General features: G+C 66.4%; 13 protein-coding genes. 6 read left to right on the top strand and 7 right to left on the bottom strand.

Annotation, left to right across the window (positions count from 1 at the left end; genetic code table 11):
- Window positions 1-666 carry an alpha/beta hydrolase gene (locus A5651_RS18835; protein ID WP_066984264.1) on the bottom strand — a complete coding sequence of 222 codons (666 nt, stop codon included), beginning with the start codon at window positions 664-666 and terminating at the stop codon, window positions 1-3.
- A gap of 101 nt (window positions 667-767) precedes the next feature.
- Here A5651_RS18835 and A5651_RS18840 point away from each other — a divergent pair, with 101 nt between their 5' ends.
- Window positions 768-2,423, top strand: a complete 1,656-nt coding sequence (locus tag A5651_RS18840) for an NAD-dependent malic enzyme (RefSeq protein ID WP_066984267.1) — start codon at window positions 768-770, stop codon at window positions 2,421-2,423.
- Window positions 2,424-2,431: 8 nt separating this feature from the next.
- Here A5651_RS18840 and A5651_RS18845 read toward each other — a convergent pair whose 3' ends face one another.
- From A5651_RS18845 to aceA, 3 genes are all read right to left on the bottom strand, one after another.
- Window positions 2,432-3,184 (bottom strand): glutamine amidotransferase, encoded by a 753-nt coding sequence (locus tag A5651_RS18845; protein WP_066984270.1) that lies wholly within the window; start codon window positions 3,182-3,184, stop codon window positions 2,432-2,434.
- 11 nt (window positions 3,185-3,195) lie between these two features.
- A complete protein-coding gene (locus A5651_RS18850) occupies window positions 3,196-3,903 on the bottom strand; it encodes a hypothetical protein (RefSeq protein ID WP_156663066.1) in 708 nt (235 codons plus the stop codon).
- A 69-nt stretch (window positions 3,904-3,972) separates the two neighbouring features.
- Window positions 3,973-6,267: an isocitrate lyase ICL2 gene (aceA, locus tag A5651_RS18855; protein ID WP_066984276.1), complete on the bottom strand. Its 2,295-nt coding sequence runs from the start codon at window positions 6,265-6,267 to the stop codon at window positions 3,973-3,975.
- A gap of 229 nt (window positions 6,268-6,496) precedes the next feature.
- Here aceA and ripD point away from each other — a divergent pair, with 229 nt between their 5' ends.
- Complete coding sequence (gene ripD / locus A5651_RS18860; RefSeq protein ID WP_066984279.1) at window positions 6,497-7,036, top strand: NlpC/P60 family peptidoglycan-binding protein RipD; 540 nt, start codon at window positions 6,497-6,499, stop codon at window positions 7,034-7,036.
- 9 nt (window positions 7,037-7,045) lie between these two features.
- Here ripD and A5651_RS18865 read toward each other — a convergent pair whose 3' ends face one another.
- Window positions 7,046-8,608, bottom strand: coding sequence for a class I adenylate-forming enzyme family protein (locus A5651_RS18865; protein ID WP_082943846.1), 1,563 nt, complete (start codon window positions 8,606-8,608; stop codon window positions 7,046-7,048).
- Between the two features lie 85 nt (window positions 8,609-8,693).
- Between A5651_RS18865 and A5651_RS18870 the strand changes: the two genes are divergently transcribed.
- The 4 genes from A5651_RS18870 (at window position 8,694) to A5651_RS18885 (ending at window position 13,975) form a co-directional block, all read left to right on the top strand.
- Window positions 8,694-10,526: a fatty acyl-AMP ligase gene (locus A5651_RS18870; protein ID WP_066984282.1), complete on the top strand. Its 1,833-nt coding sequence runs from the start codon at window positions 8,694-8,696 to the stop codon at window positions 10,524-10,526.
- A gap of 51 nt (window positions 10,527-10,577) precedes the next feature.
- Window positions 10,578-11,762: an acyl-CoA dehydrogenase family protein gene (locus A5651_RS18875; RefSeq protein WP_066984285.1), complete on the top strand. Its 1,185-nt coding sequence runs from the start codon at window positions 10,578-10,580 to the stop codon at window positions 11,760-11,762.
- Between the two features lie 303 nt (window positions 11,763-12,065).
- Window positions 12,066-13,451, top strand: a complete 1,386-nt coding sequence (locus tag A5651_RS18880) for a pyridoxal-dependent decarboxylase (protein WP_066984288.1) — start codon at window positions 12,066-12,068, stop codon at window positions 13,449-13,451.
- Window positions 13,452-13,645: 194 nt separating this feature from the next.
- Window positions 13,646-13,975, top strand: a complete 330-nt coding sequence (locus A5651_RS18885) for a hypothetical protein (protein WP_066984290.1) — start codon at window positions 13,646-13,648, stop codon at window positions 13,973-13,975.
- Window positions 13,976-14,232: 257 nt separating this feature from the next.
- Here A5651_RS18885 and A5651_RS18890 read toward each other — a convergent pair whose 3' ends face one another.
- Both A5651_RS18890 and A5651_RS18895 read right to left on the bottom strand, forming a co-directional pair.
- A complete protein-coding gene (locus A5651_RS18890; RefSeq protein WP_066984293.1) occupies window positions 14,233-14,850 on the bottom strand; it encodes a TetR/AcrR family transcriptional regulator in 618 nt (205 codons plus the stop codon).
- Window positions 14,847-16,193 carry an SRPBCC family protein gene (locus A5651_RS18895; RefSeq protein ID WP_231988739.1) on the bottom strand — a complete coding sequence of 449 codons (1,347 nt, stop codon included), beginning with the start codon at window positions 16,191-16,193 and terminating at the stop codon, window positions 14,847-14,849. The genes A5651_RS18890 and A5651_RS18895 overlap by 4 nt, the downstream gene beginning before the upstream one ends.
- Window positions 16,194-16,259 lie beyond the last annotated feature (66 nt).

Raw genomic sequence — 16,259 nt, forward strand, 5'->3', positions numbered from 1 at the left:
TCAGCGCGACACGGCTGCGATGCGGGCCGCCACATCCTTGGCCACCGCGAGGGTGCCTGGATCGTCGGCGGCGTGATACCGGTCGGCTGCAGAGTCGTAACGGGCGCCTGCGATAGAGCCGTGATCGGCGTCGAGTTCGACGACCTCGACGGGCCAGCCGTGGCGTTCGAGTTCTGCGCCGAACTGCCTGCTGGCCGACAACGGAACGACGTCGTCGCCGATTCCGTGCAGCAGCGAGAAGAATGACCGCCGATCGGTGTTGCCCAGCTCGGCGGCCGGGGAGCGCCCGGAGATCGGGTCGGTTGCCATGAACGCGCCCGCCAGGCAGACCGTATGACGCAGAAAGACATCATGGCGCTCGGCCTGAACCGTCAGGCCCGCTGCCGCGAGACCACCCATCGACCAGCCGACCAACGTGAGTCCCTCACTCGTGCGCTGCTGCGCGAAGCGCAGCGACTGCAGTAAATCGTCGCGACCCCCGTCGGCCGCATGAGCGTTCCAGTCGGCGGCGATGACCGACAGCCCATGCTCTGCGACAAACTGCGCGAGCGGCCGGATCGCGGTGCGCGAGTCGGTTTGCATGCCGTGCCAGATCAGCACGGTGGGTTGCGTCGGGTCACCGAGAAGGTCGGCCCGCCGGCCCGGGGCGTACTCGACGGTCTGCATCCCTCGAGGCTATCTCTTGCCCGTCTCTCGCTGTCTCTCGCTGTATTCTGCCGTTCCCCGCTAGCGTGTGAGGCAGGCAATCGGCAGGAGGGGGCGGCCCAATGCCCGCATCGGGTGGCGAACTGACGGGGCAAGCGAAGCTGTTCGACGCGCTGACCACCAAGGGCACCGCGTTCACCCACGACGAGCGTCTCAAGTACGGCCTGTTGGGCCTGCTGCCCACCGCGGAGAAGACGCTCGACCAACAGAGCGACCACTGCTGGCACGAATTCTGCCGGCGCCGAGACGATCTCGACAAGCACATCTACCTGCGCTCGTTGCAGGACCGCAACGAGACCCTCTTTTACCGCGTGTTGCGGGATCACATCACCGAGACCATGCCGATCGTGTACACCCCCACTGTCGGACTGGCGTGTCAGCGGTTCAGCGAGATCTACCAACGCCCGCGCGGGCTTTTCGTGTCATATCCCGACCGCGACCGGCTGGCCGAGGTGATCGACAACCGTCCCCACCGCAACCCGGCGGTGATCGTGGTGACCGACGGACAGCGCATTCTCGGCCTCGGCGATCAGGGCATCGGGGGCATGGGCATCCCGATCGGGAAGTTGTCGCTCTACACCCTCATCGGCGGCATCGACCCGGCCTGCACCCTGCCGATCGTGCTCGACGTCGGCACCGACAACGTCGAGCTCCTCGAGGATCCGCAGTACCTCGGCTGGCGACACCGGCGGATCAGCGACGACGAGTACTACTCCTTCATCGGCGATTTCGTATCGGCCGTTCAGGAGCAGTTGCCCGACGTGCTGCTGCAGTGGGAGGACTTCGCCACCGCGCACGCGTTGCCGATTCTGGAGCGCTATCGCGACAAGCTGCTGACGTTCAACGACGACATCCAGGGCACCGCCGCAGTGACGCTCGGCGCTCTACACGGCGCGTCGAACGTCGCGGGCCGTCCGCTGTCACAGCAGCAGGTCTTGATGCTGGGGGCCGGGTCTGCGGGCATCGGCGTGCTGGACATGGTGAAGCGCGAGATGATCGCCCAAGGATTGTCCGAAGCCGACGCGTTGGCACGGATCTGGGTCGTCGACGTCAACGGCCTGCTCACCGACGACCGCACTGACCTGACGAGAGGCCAACGACAGTTCGCGCAGCCGGTGGACCGCGTAGCGGGCTGGGACCTGTCTGGCCCCGCCCAGCTTGCCGACGTCGTCCACCACGAGGACATCGGGATCCTGCTGGGACTGTCCACCGCGGCGGGGGCCTTCACCGAACCGATCGTGCGGGAGATGGCGGGAAAAACCGAGCGGCCCATCATCTTTCCGCTGTCCAACCCGACCAGCCGCGCCGAGGCACACCCGGCCGAGCTGGACCACTGGACCGATGGGCGCGCATTGATCGCCACCGGCTCGCCGTTCGCGCCTCTGCAGCGCGGCGGCCAGGCGCGGCCTATCGCCCAGTGCAACAACGTGTACATCTTCCCGGCCATGGGGCTTGCGGTGACTGCGGCCCAAGCTACCCGCGTCACAGACGAGATGATGCGGGTGGCCGCGGCCACGCTCGGTGAGGCATCGCCTGCCCTTTCCGATCCTGTTGCGCCGCTGCTGCCTTCGTGGTCTGAGGTTTCCGACGTGGCGTGGCGCATCGCCCATGCCGTGGGGCGCCAGGCCATCGCCGAAGGCATCGCACCGGTGCGCAGCGACGACGAATTGGCCCAACGCATCGCCGACGTGCACTGGACCCCCGAGTACCGCGGCTGAGCCTCTCGTTATCTCGGCCGGCGGTACTGTTGCACGAACCGCCGCAGTATGGTTGGCGGATGCACGATATGACGTTGGCGGGCAGCCTTTTTCAGGGCCTCAGCGGACTCGGGTGCAAAGTAGCCATGGTTCTTGTAGACGTCGATGCGGGTCAGGATCCCCGCTAGATCCAGCTCGGGATGGAACTGGGTCGCGTAGGTGTTGGAGCCGACACGGAACGCCTGGATAGGGCAATCGGGTGAGGATGCCAGGCACACCGCGTCGGCCGGTAATGCGCTGGCCGCCTCGCGGTGGCCACCGAACGCGTCGAAAACCTCGGGCAGCTCGGCAAACAACGGGTCCTGCCGGCCCGCCGACGTCAACGTGATCGTCACTGCGGCCACCGGTTCGGGGTAACTGCGGTCAACGGTGGCCCCGATGACCGCGCCGAGCATCCCGACGCCGTAGCAACATCCGAGGAACGGGAAGTCGCGATCGACAATGCGATCGATTAACGCCAGCAACTCGCCCTCGACGCGCTGCTGCGTCGAACTCTTCGCTTCCTGTGGATCGCTGGCGTTGTAGGGGCCGCCGCCGAGGATGATGCCCGACCAGTCGTCGAGATCGATATCGCCTAACGGGCTGTGCGTCAATCGGATTCGCGGCATCGCGGTCTCGTCGAGGCCGGCGAACCGCATCATCGCCTGGTACTCGTCGTCGGCAGCCGCGTCTTCTCCCCGAATGGAGAGCAACAGGAAGGGGAGATCGGTGTCGGTCGGCATGGTCGTCCTCGTCAACAGAAACCGAAGCACCCGCTACGGCGACTGCCTCCCTCTTTGTCGGGCGCGTCGCCGGGGATGTTGGACTCGCTGCCGGCGACCGGTTTAGGGACGGGAGCGACGCTCATCGGCGCCCGGGTGACGTCGACCCTCGGCTTCTGTGTCGGGGACGAATCGATGTACCGCGGCGAGTATTGGCGTTGCGGCGCCGAGTTGGTGGGCCGGGACGACGCAGGCGGTGGTGGCGGCGAAGACGTCGGCGGCGGGGGAGTCGCGGCGCGTTTCGGAGCCGTACCCGCCGGGGGCGGCGACTTGCTCGGCGCAGGTGGTAGGACACTGGTCGGCACCTCGGTCGTCGACTGTTCGGCGGTGGTGGCCCGACTGCGGAAAACGAGCCAACCGCCCAGCGCCACGGCGACGACGATCCCCGCGACGAGCGCGCCCACCGTCGGCTTGGCTCGGTACCACGGCTGCTTGCGCACACGGGCCATGGCGAAGCCGTGACTGGGCAGGGCGTAGGCCGCCTCGGCAGCCGCGGGCGCAGGTGGCTCGGCGGGTTCGGGGGAGGTCTCGAAGTTGTCCACTGGGATGGGTTCGGTCGTCGGTTCCTCGAGGGCGCTGCCGGCCGGGCGCGCCGACGCAGTTACCAGCGACGTCAAGAGTGCCTGGTCGGCGGCGCGGCGAAGGGCGCGACGTTCCATCAGACGGCTCACACGCCCCATACAGGAAGACTAACGGGCCGATGGAGATGCCACGTGCACCTGTTTGTGACCGATCATCACCGTGAGCGGTCAGTCCTCCTTGCGGATCAGCCGCATCAGCGCTTCGTGGTCGGCGGCCAGAAGTTCGTCGATGCGTGGCTGATTCACCTCGGCGACGATGACCTCGCCGACGTCTTTGTTGACATCGCGGAAGATGCCGTGGGACTTCATCTTTTCGGTCTGGTAGATGTTGTCCTCCGTCGGCTTGATGTAGTAGACGGCGTCGGCCTTGAAGCGGTGGATGAGCCATAGATGAATGAGCGTCATCAACCGCTTCTGCCGCAGCTGTTCGGCAAAGGTGTTCTGGTCGCGCACCGTCAGGATGCTGCGGCCGTTGCGGTCCTTGATCGGGTCGACGAGCACATTGGCCAGCTTCTCGTCGCCGTCGCCGCCGCCGTAAATGCCGAGCTCGAGCACCTCGCCGCCGGGCCGCAACGGACGGAACTGCACGCGCAGCTTCTCGCCGAGCTGGTAGTGCTCGCCCCACATCGCCAGCCACTCCTCGAGCAGCTTCTTGGGCACTTCGGTCTGCACCAGATGCTGGTGCTGCGTTGAGCCTTCGCCCATGGCCTTCGTCGTCGCGGTGCGGCCGGAGGATGCAGCCAGCGCGGCGTCGCTGCGGGGGCCGCCCACCAAGGTTTGCGGCGTGCGGTAGGGCGACTCCACCAGTCGCATCTTGCGTTGCAGGCGAGCGAGCGAGAGCATGCCGTCCTGCTTGAGCGCGCCGGCGAACTCCTCGGCGGCCACGCCGTCGATCTGGTGACCGCCGTAGGTCATGAAGTTGAAGACGAAGCCCATCTTGCCGATTTCCTCAGGGAACCGGCGCATTTCGTCGTCGCTCATGCCCGTGGTGTCCCAGTTGAACGACGGGGACAGGTTGTAGGCCAGCATCTTGTCGGGGTACACGGCGTGGATCGCGTCGGCGAACTGCTTGGCATCGACCAGGTCCGCGGTCTTGGTTTCCATCCAGAGGATGTCAGCGAACGGCGCTGCGGCAAGCGATTTCGCGATCGCATACGGAATGCCGCCGCGCAGCTGGTAGTACCCCTCGGGGGTTTTGGCCTTCTCACAGTCCCATCCCGCGTCCGCCCGCAGTTCCTGCGCCTTCGCGCGGGCCTCGTACAGCGACGCCTTCTCGGCGAACTTCCGCCATTCCGCGGCGCTCATCTCGAGCGGTTCACCCTCACGTTCGCGGAACTCGAGAAGATCGGCGACCGCCTCGCCGTAGGTCTCCAGCCCGGCATCGTTCTGCCACGCCTCCACGAAGCGGGATTCGACCTTGTCGTAAAGGACGTCGACCGCCTCGTCACCTTCCTGCCGCCAAGTCGAGACGACGTCGGCTATGAGATCCAGAATGCCTTGGCGCTCAAGCCAACTGGTGGCTGCAGCATATTCGCCTTCGGGCAGCGCATAGAGCAAATGTCCGTTGATGTGCGTCATCCCCGCCTGGTAGAAGCTCCGCATCATCGCCAGGAAGCAGGACTTGTACGACGGGATCTTCAGGTTTGTGACGCCGAGGAGGAACGGCTGGTCGCGCTCGTCGGCACGGCTGTCGATGAGGTTGGCCGCCTCGGCGTCGGTGCGCGCGACGATGATGCCGGGCACACCCATGATGTCGAGTTGGAAACGCGCGGTGTTGAGCCGTTTGATCTGTTCGTCGGACGGCACCAGGACCTTGCCGCCCTGATGTCCGCACTTCTTCGTGCCGGGACGTTGATCCTCGATGTGGTATCCAGGCACGCCGGCTTCGACGAAACGGCGAATCAGGTTGCGCACGTGCGGATCCCCGCCGTGGCCGGTGTCGGCATCAGCGATGATGAACGGGCGGAAGTCGACGGCAGGCGTTGCGGCCCTTTGCTCGTCGCTCATCCGCAGGCGCAGGTATTGCTGGTTGCGGTCGGCGGTGAGAAGCGCCCGCACAAGCCCCGCAGCTTCGTCGGGCACCTGGCTCAGGGGATAGCTGGCGAGGTCGGGGCCCGGATCTTCGTCGGTGGAGCCCTTCGCGGAGGTGGCCCAACCGCCGAGGTAGATCCCCTCGATGCCCATGCGCTTCATCGTGACGGCCTGGCCGGGGGAGTACGGCCCGAAGGTGGTGATGCTCTTGCGTTGGGCGAACAATTCCCGCAGCCGGTCGTAGAAGTCGGCCGCAGCCTCACGGGCGACGGGATAGTCGGTCGGGATTGTGCCACGCTGCTCGACGACCTGGCGTGCCGAATAGAGACGGATGATCCCCTCGAATCGGGGACTGTCGAAATACCGCTGCACGGCGGCGACATCCTGCTCGAACGGGGTCTGGGGCGCTGCATCAGCTTCGACGATGGCCATTCCCCAACAGTACGGCGCACGTTTGGCCGATAGTGCCGAATGCGCACGGCGGCCCTTCACGACCCGACAGTCACCGTTGCGTCACGGTATGGCCGCTCATTGGTGATGTGCCCTGCGGCGCGTTGCCGCTGGAGGCGCCGGGTTGTACAAGTAGCTGTGGTGACAACCGTCCACCAACGGGTCACCCAATCTGTGGTCGCGGTGAACGAAGAAAGTGACAGCTGAAAACATGAGACGCATTTTCGCCTTGGTGGTCGGTCTTGCCGTGTTGATGGCGACGCCGGGTTTGGCGCACGCTGACATCACCCGACCGCTGAGTTACCAGCAGGCAATCCAGTACGTGATCCAGCGCGGCCTGTCCCAGCGAGGCGTGCCCTTCTCGTTCGGTGGCGGCGACGCCAACGGGCCGACCCGGGGCAGCGGCCCTGCGGCCAACGCCCTCGGCCTCGACCCTCAGGGACATGTGGTCGGCCTGAACCCGCTCGAGAGCAATGTCGGCTTCGATGCGTCCGGTCTGATGGTCTATTCCTACGCCGGTGTCGGGATCAAGTTGCCGCGGTCCTCCGGGGCGCAGTACAACGCGGGCCGCAAGGTGCTGCCGCAGCAGGCGCTGCCCGGTGACCTGATCTTCTACGGGCCCAACGGTAACCAGAGCGTGGCGATGTTCCTTGGCAACGGGCAGATGCTGGAAGCCGGCGACCAGGGCGTGACGGTGTCGCCGGTGCGGACCGCCAATATGACGCCGTATCTCGTGCGGGTGATCGGCTAAGCCGACGGCCTACTGGTTGGGGCGCACGGTTTCCAGCGATCCGTCGATGACCATCGACTGCAGCCCTTTGCGATTGAGCTTTCCGCTGGGCAGGGTCGGGATCACCGCGCTGGAAGCCAGCACCCACCGGGTCGGAACCTTGTAGGCCGACAACTGTTCACGCGTACGCGCGGCCAGCGAGTCCACGTCGAGCGCGGTGACGGCGGGAACGACGACCGCGCACACCTCCTGGCCCCGCACCGGGTCGTCGAGCCCAACGACCACGCACTGCGCCACGTCGTCGAACCGTTCGACGACCGCCTCCACCTCCAGGGGCGACACATTGGCTCCGGCGGCCTTGATGAGTTCGCTGCTGCGGCCGACATAGAACAGCCGCGGATCACCGGCGTGCCGGTACACCCGGTCGCCGGTGTGATACCAGCCGTCGTCATCGAACGTCTCCCAGCGCTCGCGCTTGTTGTATCCGGCCATCACCCCGATCCCGCGGATCAGCAACTCGCCGACGGTCCCGTCCCCGACCGGATCACCGTTGTCGTCCACGATGCGCATCTCGGTGAACGCGAAGCCGCCCGCGGTCTCAGACATGGTGCGGTGCACAGGAAATCCGTCGGGCACATCGGTCATCGCGATATCGAGCGGCCCGTCGCGCAGCATCGGCGCGCTGGACAGATCACGGGAAGCAAACGACGGGTGCTCGCGCAAGCGCTGGGTGAACGCTGGCCATCCGACCATCCCGGTGGCGCGCTCGCGCTCGATCAAATCCAGCGCGGCCCCGGCATCGAGTCGCGGCAGCACCAGCAGGGCCACCGGCTCGTGCAGCGCGCCCGTGGTGGCCAGCAGTCCGCCGATCCAGAAGAACGGCATGGCACACAGGATCTGCGCCGACGACGCCGAACCCGTGACTGTTCGGATGGCGGCGGGCCATGTCGAGGTCTGCCTGACCAGGGTGCCGTGGGTGTGCACCACGCCTTTCGGGTCCGCGGTGGATCCGGAGGTGTGCACCATGACGGCCAGATCGGCCGGTGAGACCTCATCTTCGACGGCCGCCAGAATGCCCGGCGGCACAAGGGTTTGCAGACTATCGTGCAGATGGGTGGCCCAGCGCCGGTCGGTGTCACCGGTCAACACGATCCGACGCAAGTACGGAACCGCGGCCAGCGTCAGCCGCTTGGTCGACTGGTTCGGCAACCCCGGCAACGCCGCCTCGAAACGGTCGGCGACGTCGATGTTGAGCACACGGTCCGGCGCAACCAGCACGGCGATGTCGGCCAGCCGCATCACCTTGGCCAGCTCCGCGGGGGCGTACATCGTGCTCAGCGGTACGACCAGCGCCCCGATCCGTGACGCGGCAAGCCACCACAGCACCCACTCGACACCGTTGGCGAAGAACAGACCGACCCGGGTGCCCTTGCCCACACCCTCGTTCAGCAGCCACCGCGCGATCCGCGCCGACCGGGCCTCCGCGTCGGCATAGGTGAGCCGTTCGGTCGCAGTGATGACATAGGTCTGCTCGCCGAACTCGCGCGCGCTTCGCTGGAGGAGTTCGGGCACAGTCGGGCGGAAATCTGTCACCCGCCGATCCTCTCCGATGGCACGTGACCATGACCACACGCCTCATTACTGCAACTGCTGGTAACAGCAAACTATCCTAGGGGACATGAGGACCGAACCCGCTGTTCACAAGGGGCTTTGGCGGATCGAGGACGTGCTCGACACCGATGGGAAGATCGCGCTGCCGCCCGATGTCACGCTCATCTCGCTCATCGAACGCAATATCGCCAACGTCGGCGAGACGGTGGCGTACCGCTACTTGGATCACACCCGCTCGGAGAGCGGGATCGTCGCCGACATCACCTGGACCCAACTCGGCGTCCGGATGCGGGCGATCGGCGCGGAGGTGCAGCGCTTCGCCTCCCGCGGGGACCGGGTGGCGATTCTGGCTCCGCAGGGCCTCGATTACATCGCCGGGTTCTTCGCGGCGATCAAGGCCGGGACCATCGCCGTGCCGCTGTTCGCACCGGAACTGCAGGGGCACGCCGAGCGTCTGGCCGTCGCCCTCCACGATTCCCGCCCATCCGTCATTTTGACCACGTCCGCCGCATCGGCGGGCGTCACCGCGGCGCTGGACGAGACCGGGTTGACGCCCAGACCGCGCGTCATCGTCATCGTCACTGTTCCCGATTCGGCGGGCGAAGCGCTCACTCCGGTCCATCTCGATGCGCTGGACATCTCTCACCTGCAGTACACATCGGGGTCGACGCGTGATCCGGTCGGCATCGAGATCACCCACCGAGCGGTGGGCACCAACCTCACGCAGATGATTCTGTCCATCGATCTGCTGGACCGAAACACCCACGGCTGCAGTTGGTTACCGCTCTACCACGACATGGGGCTGTCGATGATCGGCTTCCCCACGGTTTACGGCGGCCACTCCACCCTGATGTCGCCTGCAGCATTCATTCGGCGGCCCGCGCGCTGGATCCGCGCGTTGTCGGACGCCTCCCGGCAGGGCCGCGTCGTCACCGCCGCACCCAACTTCGCCTGTGAGTACGCCGCTCAGCGGGGTATACCCGCTGCGGGCGCTGACGTCGATCTGCGTAACGTGGTGCTGATCCTTGGCTCCGAACCCGTGAGTACCACCGCCGTCGAAGCCTTCAATCGCGCATTCGCGCCGTACGGTCTGCCGCCGACAGCGATCAAGCCGTCGTACGGAATCGCCGAGGCCACGTTGTTCGTGGCCACGATTCCACCGGCCGCCAAAGCGACCGCGGCCCACCTCGACCGCGAGCTGTTGGAACGGGGCGAGGCCGTGCGGGTCGACGCAGGCAGTCCCGGTGCCGCCGAACACGTTTCGTGCGGTCGGATCGCACGCAGCCAGTGGTGTGTGATCGTCGATACCGATTCTGGCACCGAGATCCCCGACGGGCGGGTCGGCGAGATCTGGTTGCACGGCGACAACGTCGGTGGCGGATATTGGGGGCGTCCGAAGGAAACCGAGCAAGCTTTCGGCGCAGTCCTGCAATCGGATTCAGGTCCGGGCAGCCGCGCCAACGGCGTCCCGGCAGGAGCCTCCTGGTTGCGGACGGGCGACGTGGGGTTCTACCTCGACGGCGAGCTGTATGTCACCGGTCGCCTCGCGGATCTAATCGTCGTCGGCGCCCGCACCATCTACCCAGAGGATGTGGAAAACGCGACCGCACAGGCCTCGCCGCTCGTGCGGCGCGGATATACCGCCGCGTTCACCGTGGCCTCCGATGCGGGCGAACAACTCGTGATCGTCGCTGAGCGGGCGTCGGGTAACCGGGGCGCCGACTTGGCACCCGCGATCGACGCGATACGGGCGGAAGTGTCGCGTCGACTCAGCCTCGCCGTCGCCGACATCCGGATCGTGTCAGCGGGCACGATTCCACGCACGACGAGCGGCAAATTGGCCCGAAGAGCATGCCGTGCCGCATATCTGCGGGGCCACTTCGGCCCGGTCGCGTCGTAGTTTCACCCAACCTCGCGGTAGGCACTTCGGCCCGCCACTAGGGTCAACAAAATGACGTCGATAACCGAAACGGCCGACCGGGTTGTCGGACTTGCGCGCGGAATGCGGGACATGGTGCAATCCGAAGCCGCCGAGTCCGAACGCCAGCGCACCCTCACCCCTGCGATTGTCGAGGCGATGTGGTCGTCGGGTCTGCTGTCTGCGTTCAACCCGCGGCCCGCCGGCGGCGTGGAGCCTTCGTTTGCGGAGATGATCGAGACCTGGATGGAGATGGCTTGGCAGGACGGCTCGTTCGGCTGGGTCGGGATCGCGAACATGCCGTCGTCGTTCGCCGCTGCGGCATACCTTCCCGACGACGGGTTTGCCGAGGTGTTCACGGCTCACGACAATCGCGTCACGATGGGGGGCCAGTACTTCCCGAACGGCCAGGGCGCCGCGGTCGACGGCGGCTACCGGTTGAGTGGTTCATGGAGCTTCGGTTCGGGAATTGGCCATTCCCAGTACGTCGCTGCCGGATTCTTCCCGATGGACGACGGGCAGATGCGCTGGGTCAGCGAGGGCGTGCCGGATATGCAGGTGGCCGTCGTGCCGCGCGAGGAGATCTCGTTCAACGACGGCTGGTTCGTTCAAGGGCTCAAGGGGACCGGCTCCTATGACTACAGCGCCGACGACGTGTTCGTCCCCGCACGCCGGACCTTCGCCCTGTTCTCCCGTGAGCCGATGCGGGGACATTCACCGGCCACGCGCATGGGGCTGATGCCAGTCACGGCCGCTGGTCACGCATCGTGGGCGCTCGGCGTGGCCAAGAGCATGCTCGACGATGTCCAAGAATTGGCCGCAACCAAATACCGGATGAGCGACATGGCGTCGCTGGCGAGCCGCCCGACGTTTCAGAAGGGCCTGGCCCGCCACGTTTCGGCGTGGCGCGCCGCCCGCCTGTTGGTGCTGCAGGCCTTCACCACCGTCGAATCCGCAGTCGCCACAGGCGAAGAACTGACCCCGACGCTGCGTGCGGACATGCGGGCCGCGGCGGTCTACGCTACCGATGTGGCGCGCGGATGCGCCGAATGGGCGCATCTGGTCGCTGGCACCAGCTCCATCCGCGAAGGCAGCCGGCTCGAGCGGGCGTTCCGCGACATCTACACAGGCACCCAGCACGCGTTCATCAGCGAGAAAGTGGCGATCGACGTAGCGCAGATCTGGCTCGGCATCATCGACGACCAGTTCGGTTTGTAATCGGTCGACTCGATTTCCTGGAATTCGTGGACGAGGTCGTGGCCCTCACCACGGCGTGGCACGCCGCCGTGCACTGCTGCATTACCACGGGCCCGGCCTCACCCGGGGCTTCGTTCCACTCAAACGCCGTGTGCACAATTCCTCGTTCGCTCAACAACGAACGAATCACGTTGATCGACACTGAAGTACACCAGTCGTCATCTGAAAGTTTCCGCGCAATGCAGTCCCGTGGCACAACCGATTTCGCGTGGGCGCGGCGGACACCACGGGCGTGTCCGAACCAAAGACCGATAGGGTTCTGCCATGCGCGATCGAAGTGCTGCCTTGTCCACGGCCGCGCAGCACGCACGGGAATTTCTCAGCACGCTCGACGAACGTCCGGTGGCCGCCCGCGTCGACGCGGCAGGCGTGCGCGAGACGCTCGGTGGCGCGCTGCCGCGTGACGGTGAGGATCCCAGCGCCGTGATAGACGCCCTCGTTGCCGGCGCCGACGACGGGTTGGTAGCCAGCGCGGGGCCGCGTCATTTCGGCTTCGTCATCGGTGGGGCGCTGCCCGCCGCGCTGGCGGCCGATTGGCTTGTCTCAGCGTGGGATCAATGCGCCGCCTTCCACTCGCTGTCGCCGGCGTCCGCCGCGATTGAAGAGATCGCCTCCGCGTGGACGCTGGAGCTTCTCGGTCTGCCTGCCGACGCCGGGGTCGGCTTCGTGACCGGCGGGCAAGCCGCGAACACCACCTGCTTGGCCGCGGCCCGTCATACAGTGCTCGCCCACGCCGGGTGGAACGTCGAGGACGACGGGCTCATCGGCGCCCCAGCCGTGCGGATCTTCTGCGGGGAGCAGGCCCACGCGACGATTTACACCGCGCTGCGCCAACTCGGATTCGGCGCCGAAACCCCGGTCCGTATCCCGGCCGACGAGCAGGGCCGGATGCGGCCCGAGGCGCTTTCGGAAGCCCTTGCCGCGTCAACGGGTCCGGCGATCGTCTGCGCGCAGGCGGGCAATGTCGCCTCGGGCGCCTTCGACGCATTCGAACCGGTCGCCGACGCGTGTGGCCGCCACGGGGCGTGGTTGCACATTGACGGAGCGTTCGGCCTGTGGGCAGCGGCGGCGCCGTCGCTGCGGTACCTGACGACGGACGTCGGTCGCGCCGACTCGTGGGCCATTGACGCCCACAAGTGGCTGAATGTGCCCCACGACGGCGCCATGGCGATCGTCGCCGACGCCGACGCGCACGTTGCCGCGATGCGCCTGGCTGGACCGTACCTGGTGGCCGATCCCGGTCAGCGCGACAACACCAACTACGTACCGGAGAGCTCACGACGGGCGCGGGCAATTCCGATCTACGCCGCGCTGCGGTCGCTGGGCACATCCGGGATCGCCGAACTGATCGAACGCAACTGCGCTCAGGCACGCCGGATGGCCGAGCGGCTCGCGACCATTCCCGGCGCCCGGATCGTCAACGATGTCGTCCTGAACCAGGTGCTGCTGCAATTGCCGGGTGGTGACCACGCCAACCGCGCCGCGGTCGCGGCCGTTCAGCGCGACGGCACATGCTGGCTGGGCGGAACCACATGGGACGGCCGGTATGTGCTTCGCGTCTCGATTTCGAACTGGTCGACGACCGACGACGATATTGACCGGTCCGCGGCGGCGATCGCTGCCGCGGCAGCAGCCGTGGCTCGAGGGTGAGAATTTCGGCTGTGCAGCGCCGTTACCAACGGATTAGTAGCGCATTTTGAGAAATTTCCTCTACCGCGCCGTCATTATTCAATGCGTGCGGCGTTTCAGCGCCGGTCATGTTTTGGATGAGGGAGCACATGATGAATTCCGCAATGCGCTCAATGGTCGCTTCGACAGCGCTTGCACCTCTCGCAGTAGCAGCCGTGGCGCTCGCTGTATCCGCGCCGGCCGCCGCCGCCACCCCGGGCCCCAGTGGCGTCTTTGCGCAGTCACATTCGTTCAAGGCCGAACCCGGAGACGATGGCTCACAGTGGGATGACGCCTCCCCGGCGGGCGGCACCGGTGTGGACACCGGCCCGCAGACAGCTCCCGATGTCGCAGCGATACCCGAGGGGGCGGGGGTCCCCGATTCCTCGGCCGTCGGCCAGGATGCGGGCGGAACCGGCACTGACCCGGGACTGATATTGCCGCCCGACACTCCGTCCGGCCCTGGCCTCGACGACGGCGGCGAACCCGCGGGCGCGATCGGTTAATTTATCCCGAAACGGGGCGAGTACTTCTCAGCCGTAATAGTCGGACAGCGGCATCATCAGCACACCGGCGACGCCGGGCATCACTACCAGAGACCACCATGGTCACCTGGACCAGCCGACCACCCCCCGCGGATGATGGCCGCCAGTGCCACAGCCGCCAGGACGCAAAACAACCCGCCGAGCTCTTCTGGACGGGGTGCGGGTTCCATCATGTCCGACAGCTTCCCGCACCGAGCGTCGCGCCGGCATGATTAGGACTACCCGGTAACACGACTCCGCAGCGGCGCCAGCAGCGCGTTGAGCCCGTAGTCGAAGACGGCGTCATAGTCGGTCGGGGATTGCAGCGCCTCAACCAGCGACCGGTCGGGCCAGTCGTCGGTCCACAGCGAGGGATCTTCTTCGTCATGCTTGGCGCCGCGCACAGCCGAAAACTGCATCACCGCAGACGAAATCACATGGACCTGTATCGCGCGCAGAATCAGCGCGGCGTCGGTTCCGGTGACGCCGAGCCGCGCCAGCTCCGAAGCCAGCGTCTGCTGCACCGGCAGAAACAGACGCGGTGTCCGGTCGCGTTCGTGAGCGATGGCGAGCAGGTGTTGTCGCTCGATGAGCACTGTGCGCTGCGACCGGGCCAGCGACGCGATGCGTTCGACGGGATCGGCGCCCTCAACAGGCAGGTGCGCCATCTGGCTCACCAGCCGGTCCACCAGGCTGTCGAACAGCTTGTCCCGGCCGCCGACATGCCAATAGATGGAAGTGACTGCCACACCGAGGATTTCGGCAAGACCGCGCATGGTGAAGCCGTCGACACCGTCGAGCTCGATCAAGCGGGCCGCGGTGTCGAGAACCGTCTCGGCGTCGAGCCCTTCCCTCACGGCGCCTCGCCTACCCTCATCCGCGCGGACTCCGGAAGGTCGAGATAGTGTTCGAGGATGCTGTGGGTGTTGATCACGCGGCGTTCCTCGTTGGAGAGCGTGAGGTGGGTGAGGCCGGGCTGGTGAAGACCTCGCTGAAGCCCGGCCAGCACCGCGATGTCCTGGGTCAGGACCAGTCCGGGGTGGGCTTCATCGGCCGTGAAGCGCATGTCGGCGGGCTTGGTGCGGGGCGCACCGGGGGCCATCCGGGTCCACAGAATCATGACCAGCTCACCATGGTCGGGGTCGGGCCCCGGACGCGCCACCAACACCGTCAGATGATCGGCGTTGGTCAGCAGCGACATGTTGGGAAAGATGTTGTACTGCCGCAACTGCATGATCTGATCGGTCGATGCCCAGCTCAGGTCGACTCCGCGTCCAGCGGCGAAATCCCTTGTCCGGTCGGCGATCACATCCTTTGCCGGCCGCCCCGACTGATCGGCGGGGTACGGAGTGCCCTCCTCGACGCCCATCAGCGCACCCTGTGTGGTCACGTAGGCGTCCCACACATCGGCGTCCGATAGCGGCTCCTTGATCTGCGGGCTCGCCACCCCGTACATCTGCTCGGATTTGCCGGTGTGGCCCCAGATCACTTGGGGCGCATATACGTCGTCCATGCACCTGTGCAGTTCGGGGTGCAGCGTTCGGATGTGGTAGGTCTCGCTGAAACCGTCGGCGATCGTCTTCCAGTTGGCATCGACCTCCACCGTCATGGTGGCGTAGCAACGGAAGTCGCCGAGGCCACACCACGCGGTGTCCTGCGGTACGGCCTCCAGGTAATCGGCCAGGGGCATGGCGTCGGGGTCGAGGTTGACGAACACGAGACGTTCCCAGGTGTCGACGCGCGCGGCGAGCAAGGGGTAGTCGGACATGTGAAGTGAGCCGAAGCCCTTGCGGTGGGGAACTCGCTTGAGCGCACCGGCGAGATCCCACGTCCACCCGTGATAGCCGCATTTCAATTCCCGAAGGCCGGCTCCGGCCCCCGAACACAGTGAGTTGCCGCGGTGGCGGCACACGTTCTGGAATGCGCGAAGCTCACCATCGTCGGCACGGACGACCAGTACCGAGTGGGGCCCGCACCGGTATTCGAAGTAGTCGCCGGGGTCGGCGACGTGGTCGACGGTGCACGCGACCTGCCATACCTTCGGCCACATGCGCTCGACCTCGAGCCGCGCAAATTCCGGGGAGTAGTACCGCTCGGCGGGCACCAGTGTGGGCCCTTTCGGAGGGGTGCCGATGGCGTCTTCGCGGTGCGTCTCAGCGGCGCGTCCGTCGGCGGCGATCTCCTGCGCTGTGTGCGTCACGACCGACCCTCCTGATCCGGCGCCACCCGTCTGTAACGGTGTTACATTGACGACCGTAGCGGCTTG

It is taken from the genome of Mycobacterium sp. 1274761.0 (assembly GCF_001668615.1).
GTDB lineage: Bacteria > Actinomycetota > Actinomycetes > Mycobacteriales > Mycobacteriaceae > Mycobacterium.

Coding starts and splice junctions, on each gene's coding strand:
- A5651_RS18835 (WP_066984264.1), bottom strand. CDS start 666: ATGCAGACCGTCGAGTACGCCCCGGGCCGGCGGGCCGACCTTCTCGGT.
- A5651_RS18840 (WP_066984267.1), top strand. CDS start 768: ATGCCCGCATCGGGTGGCGAACTGACGGGGCAAGCGAAGCTGTTCGAC.
- A5651_RS18845 (WP_066984270.1), bottom strand. CDS start 3,184: ATGCCGACCGACACCGATCTCCCCTTCCTGTTGCTCTCCATTCGGGGA.
- A5651_RS18850 (WP_156663066.1), bottom strand. CDS start 3,903: ATGGGGCGTGTGAGCCGTCTGATGGAACGTCGCGCCCTTCGCCGCGCC.
- aceA (WP_066984276.1), bottom strand. CDS start 6,267: ATGGCCATCGTCGAAGCTGATGCAGCGCCCCAGACCCCGTTCGAGCAG.
- ripD (WP_066984279.1), top strand. CDS start 6,497: ATGAGACGCATTTTCGCCTTGGTGGTCGGTCTTGCCGTGTTGATGGCG.
- A5651_RS18870 (WP_066984282.1), top strand. CDS start 8,694: ATGAGGACCGAACCCGCTGTTCACAAGGGGCTTTGGCGGATCGAGGAC.
- A5651_RS18875 (WP_066984285.1), top strand. CDS start 10,578: ATGACGTCGATAACCGAAACGGCCGACCGGGTTGTCGGACTTGCGCGC.
- A5651_RS18880 (WP_066984288.1), top strand. CDS start 12,066: ATGCGCGATCGAAGTGCTGCCTTGTCCACGGCCGCGCAGCACGCACGG.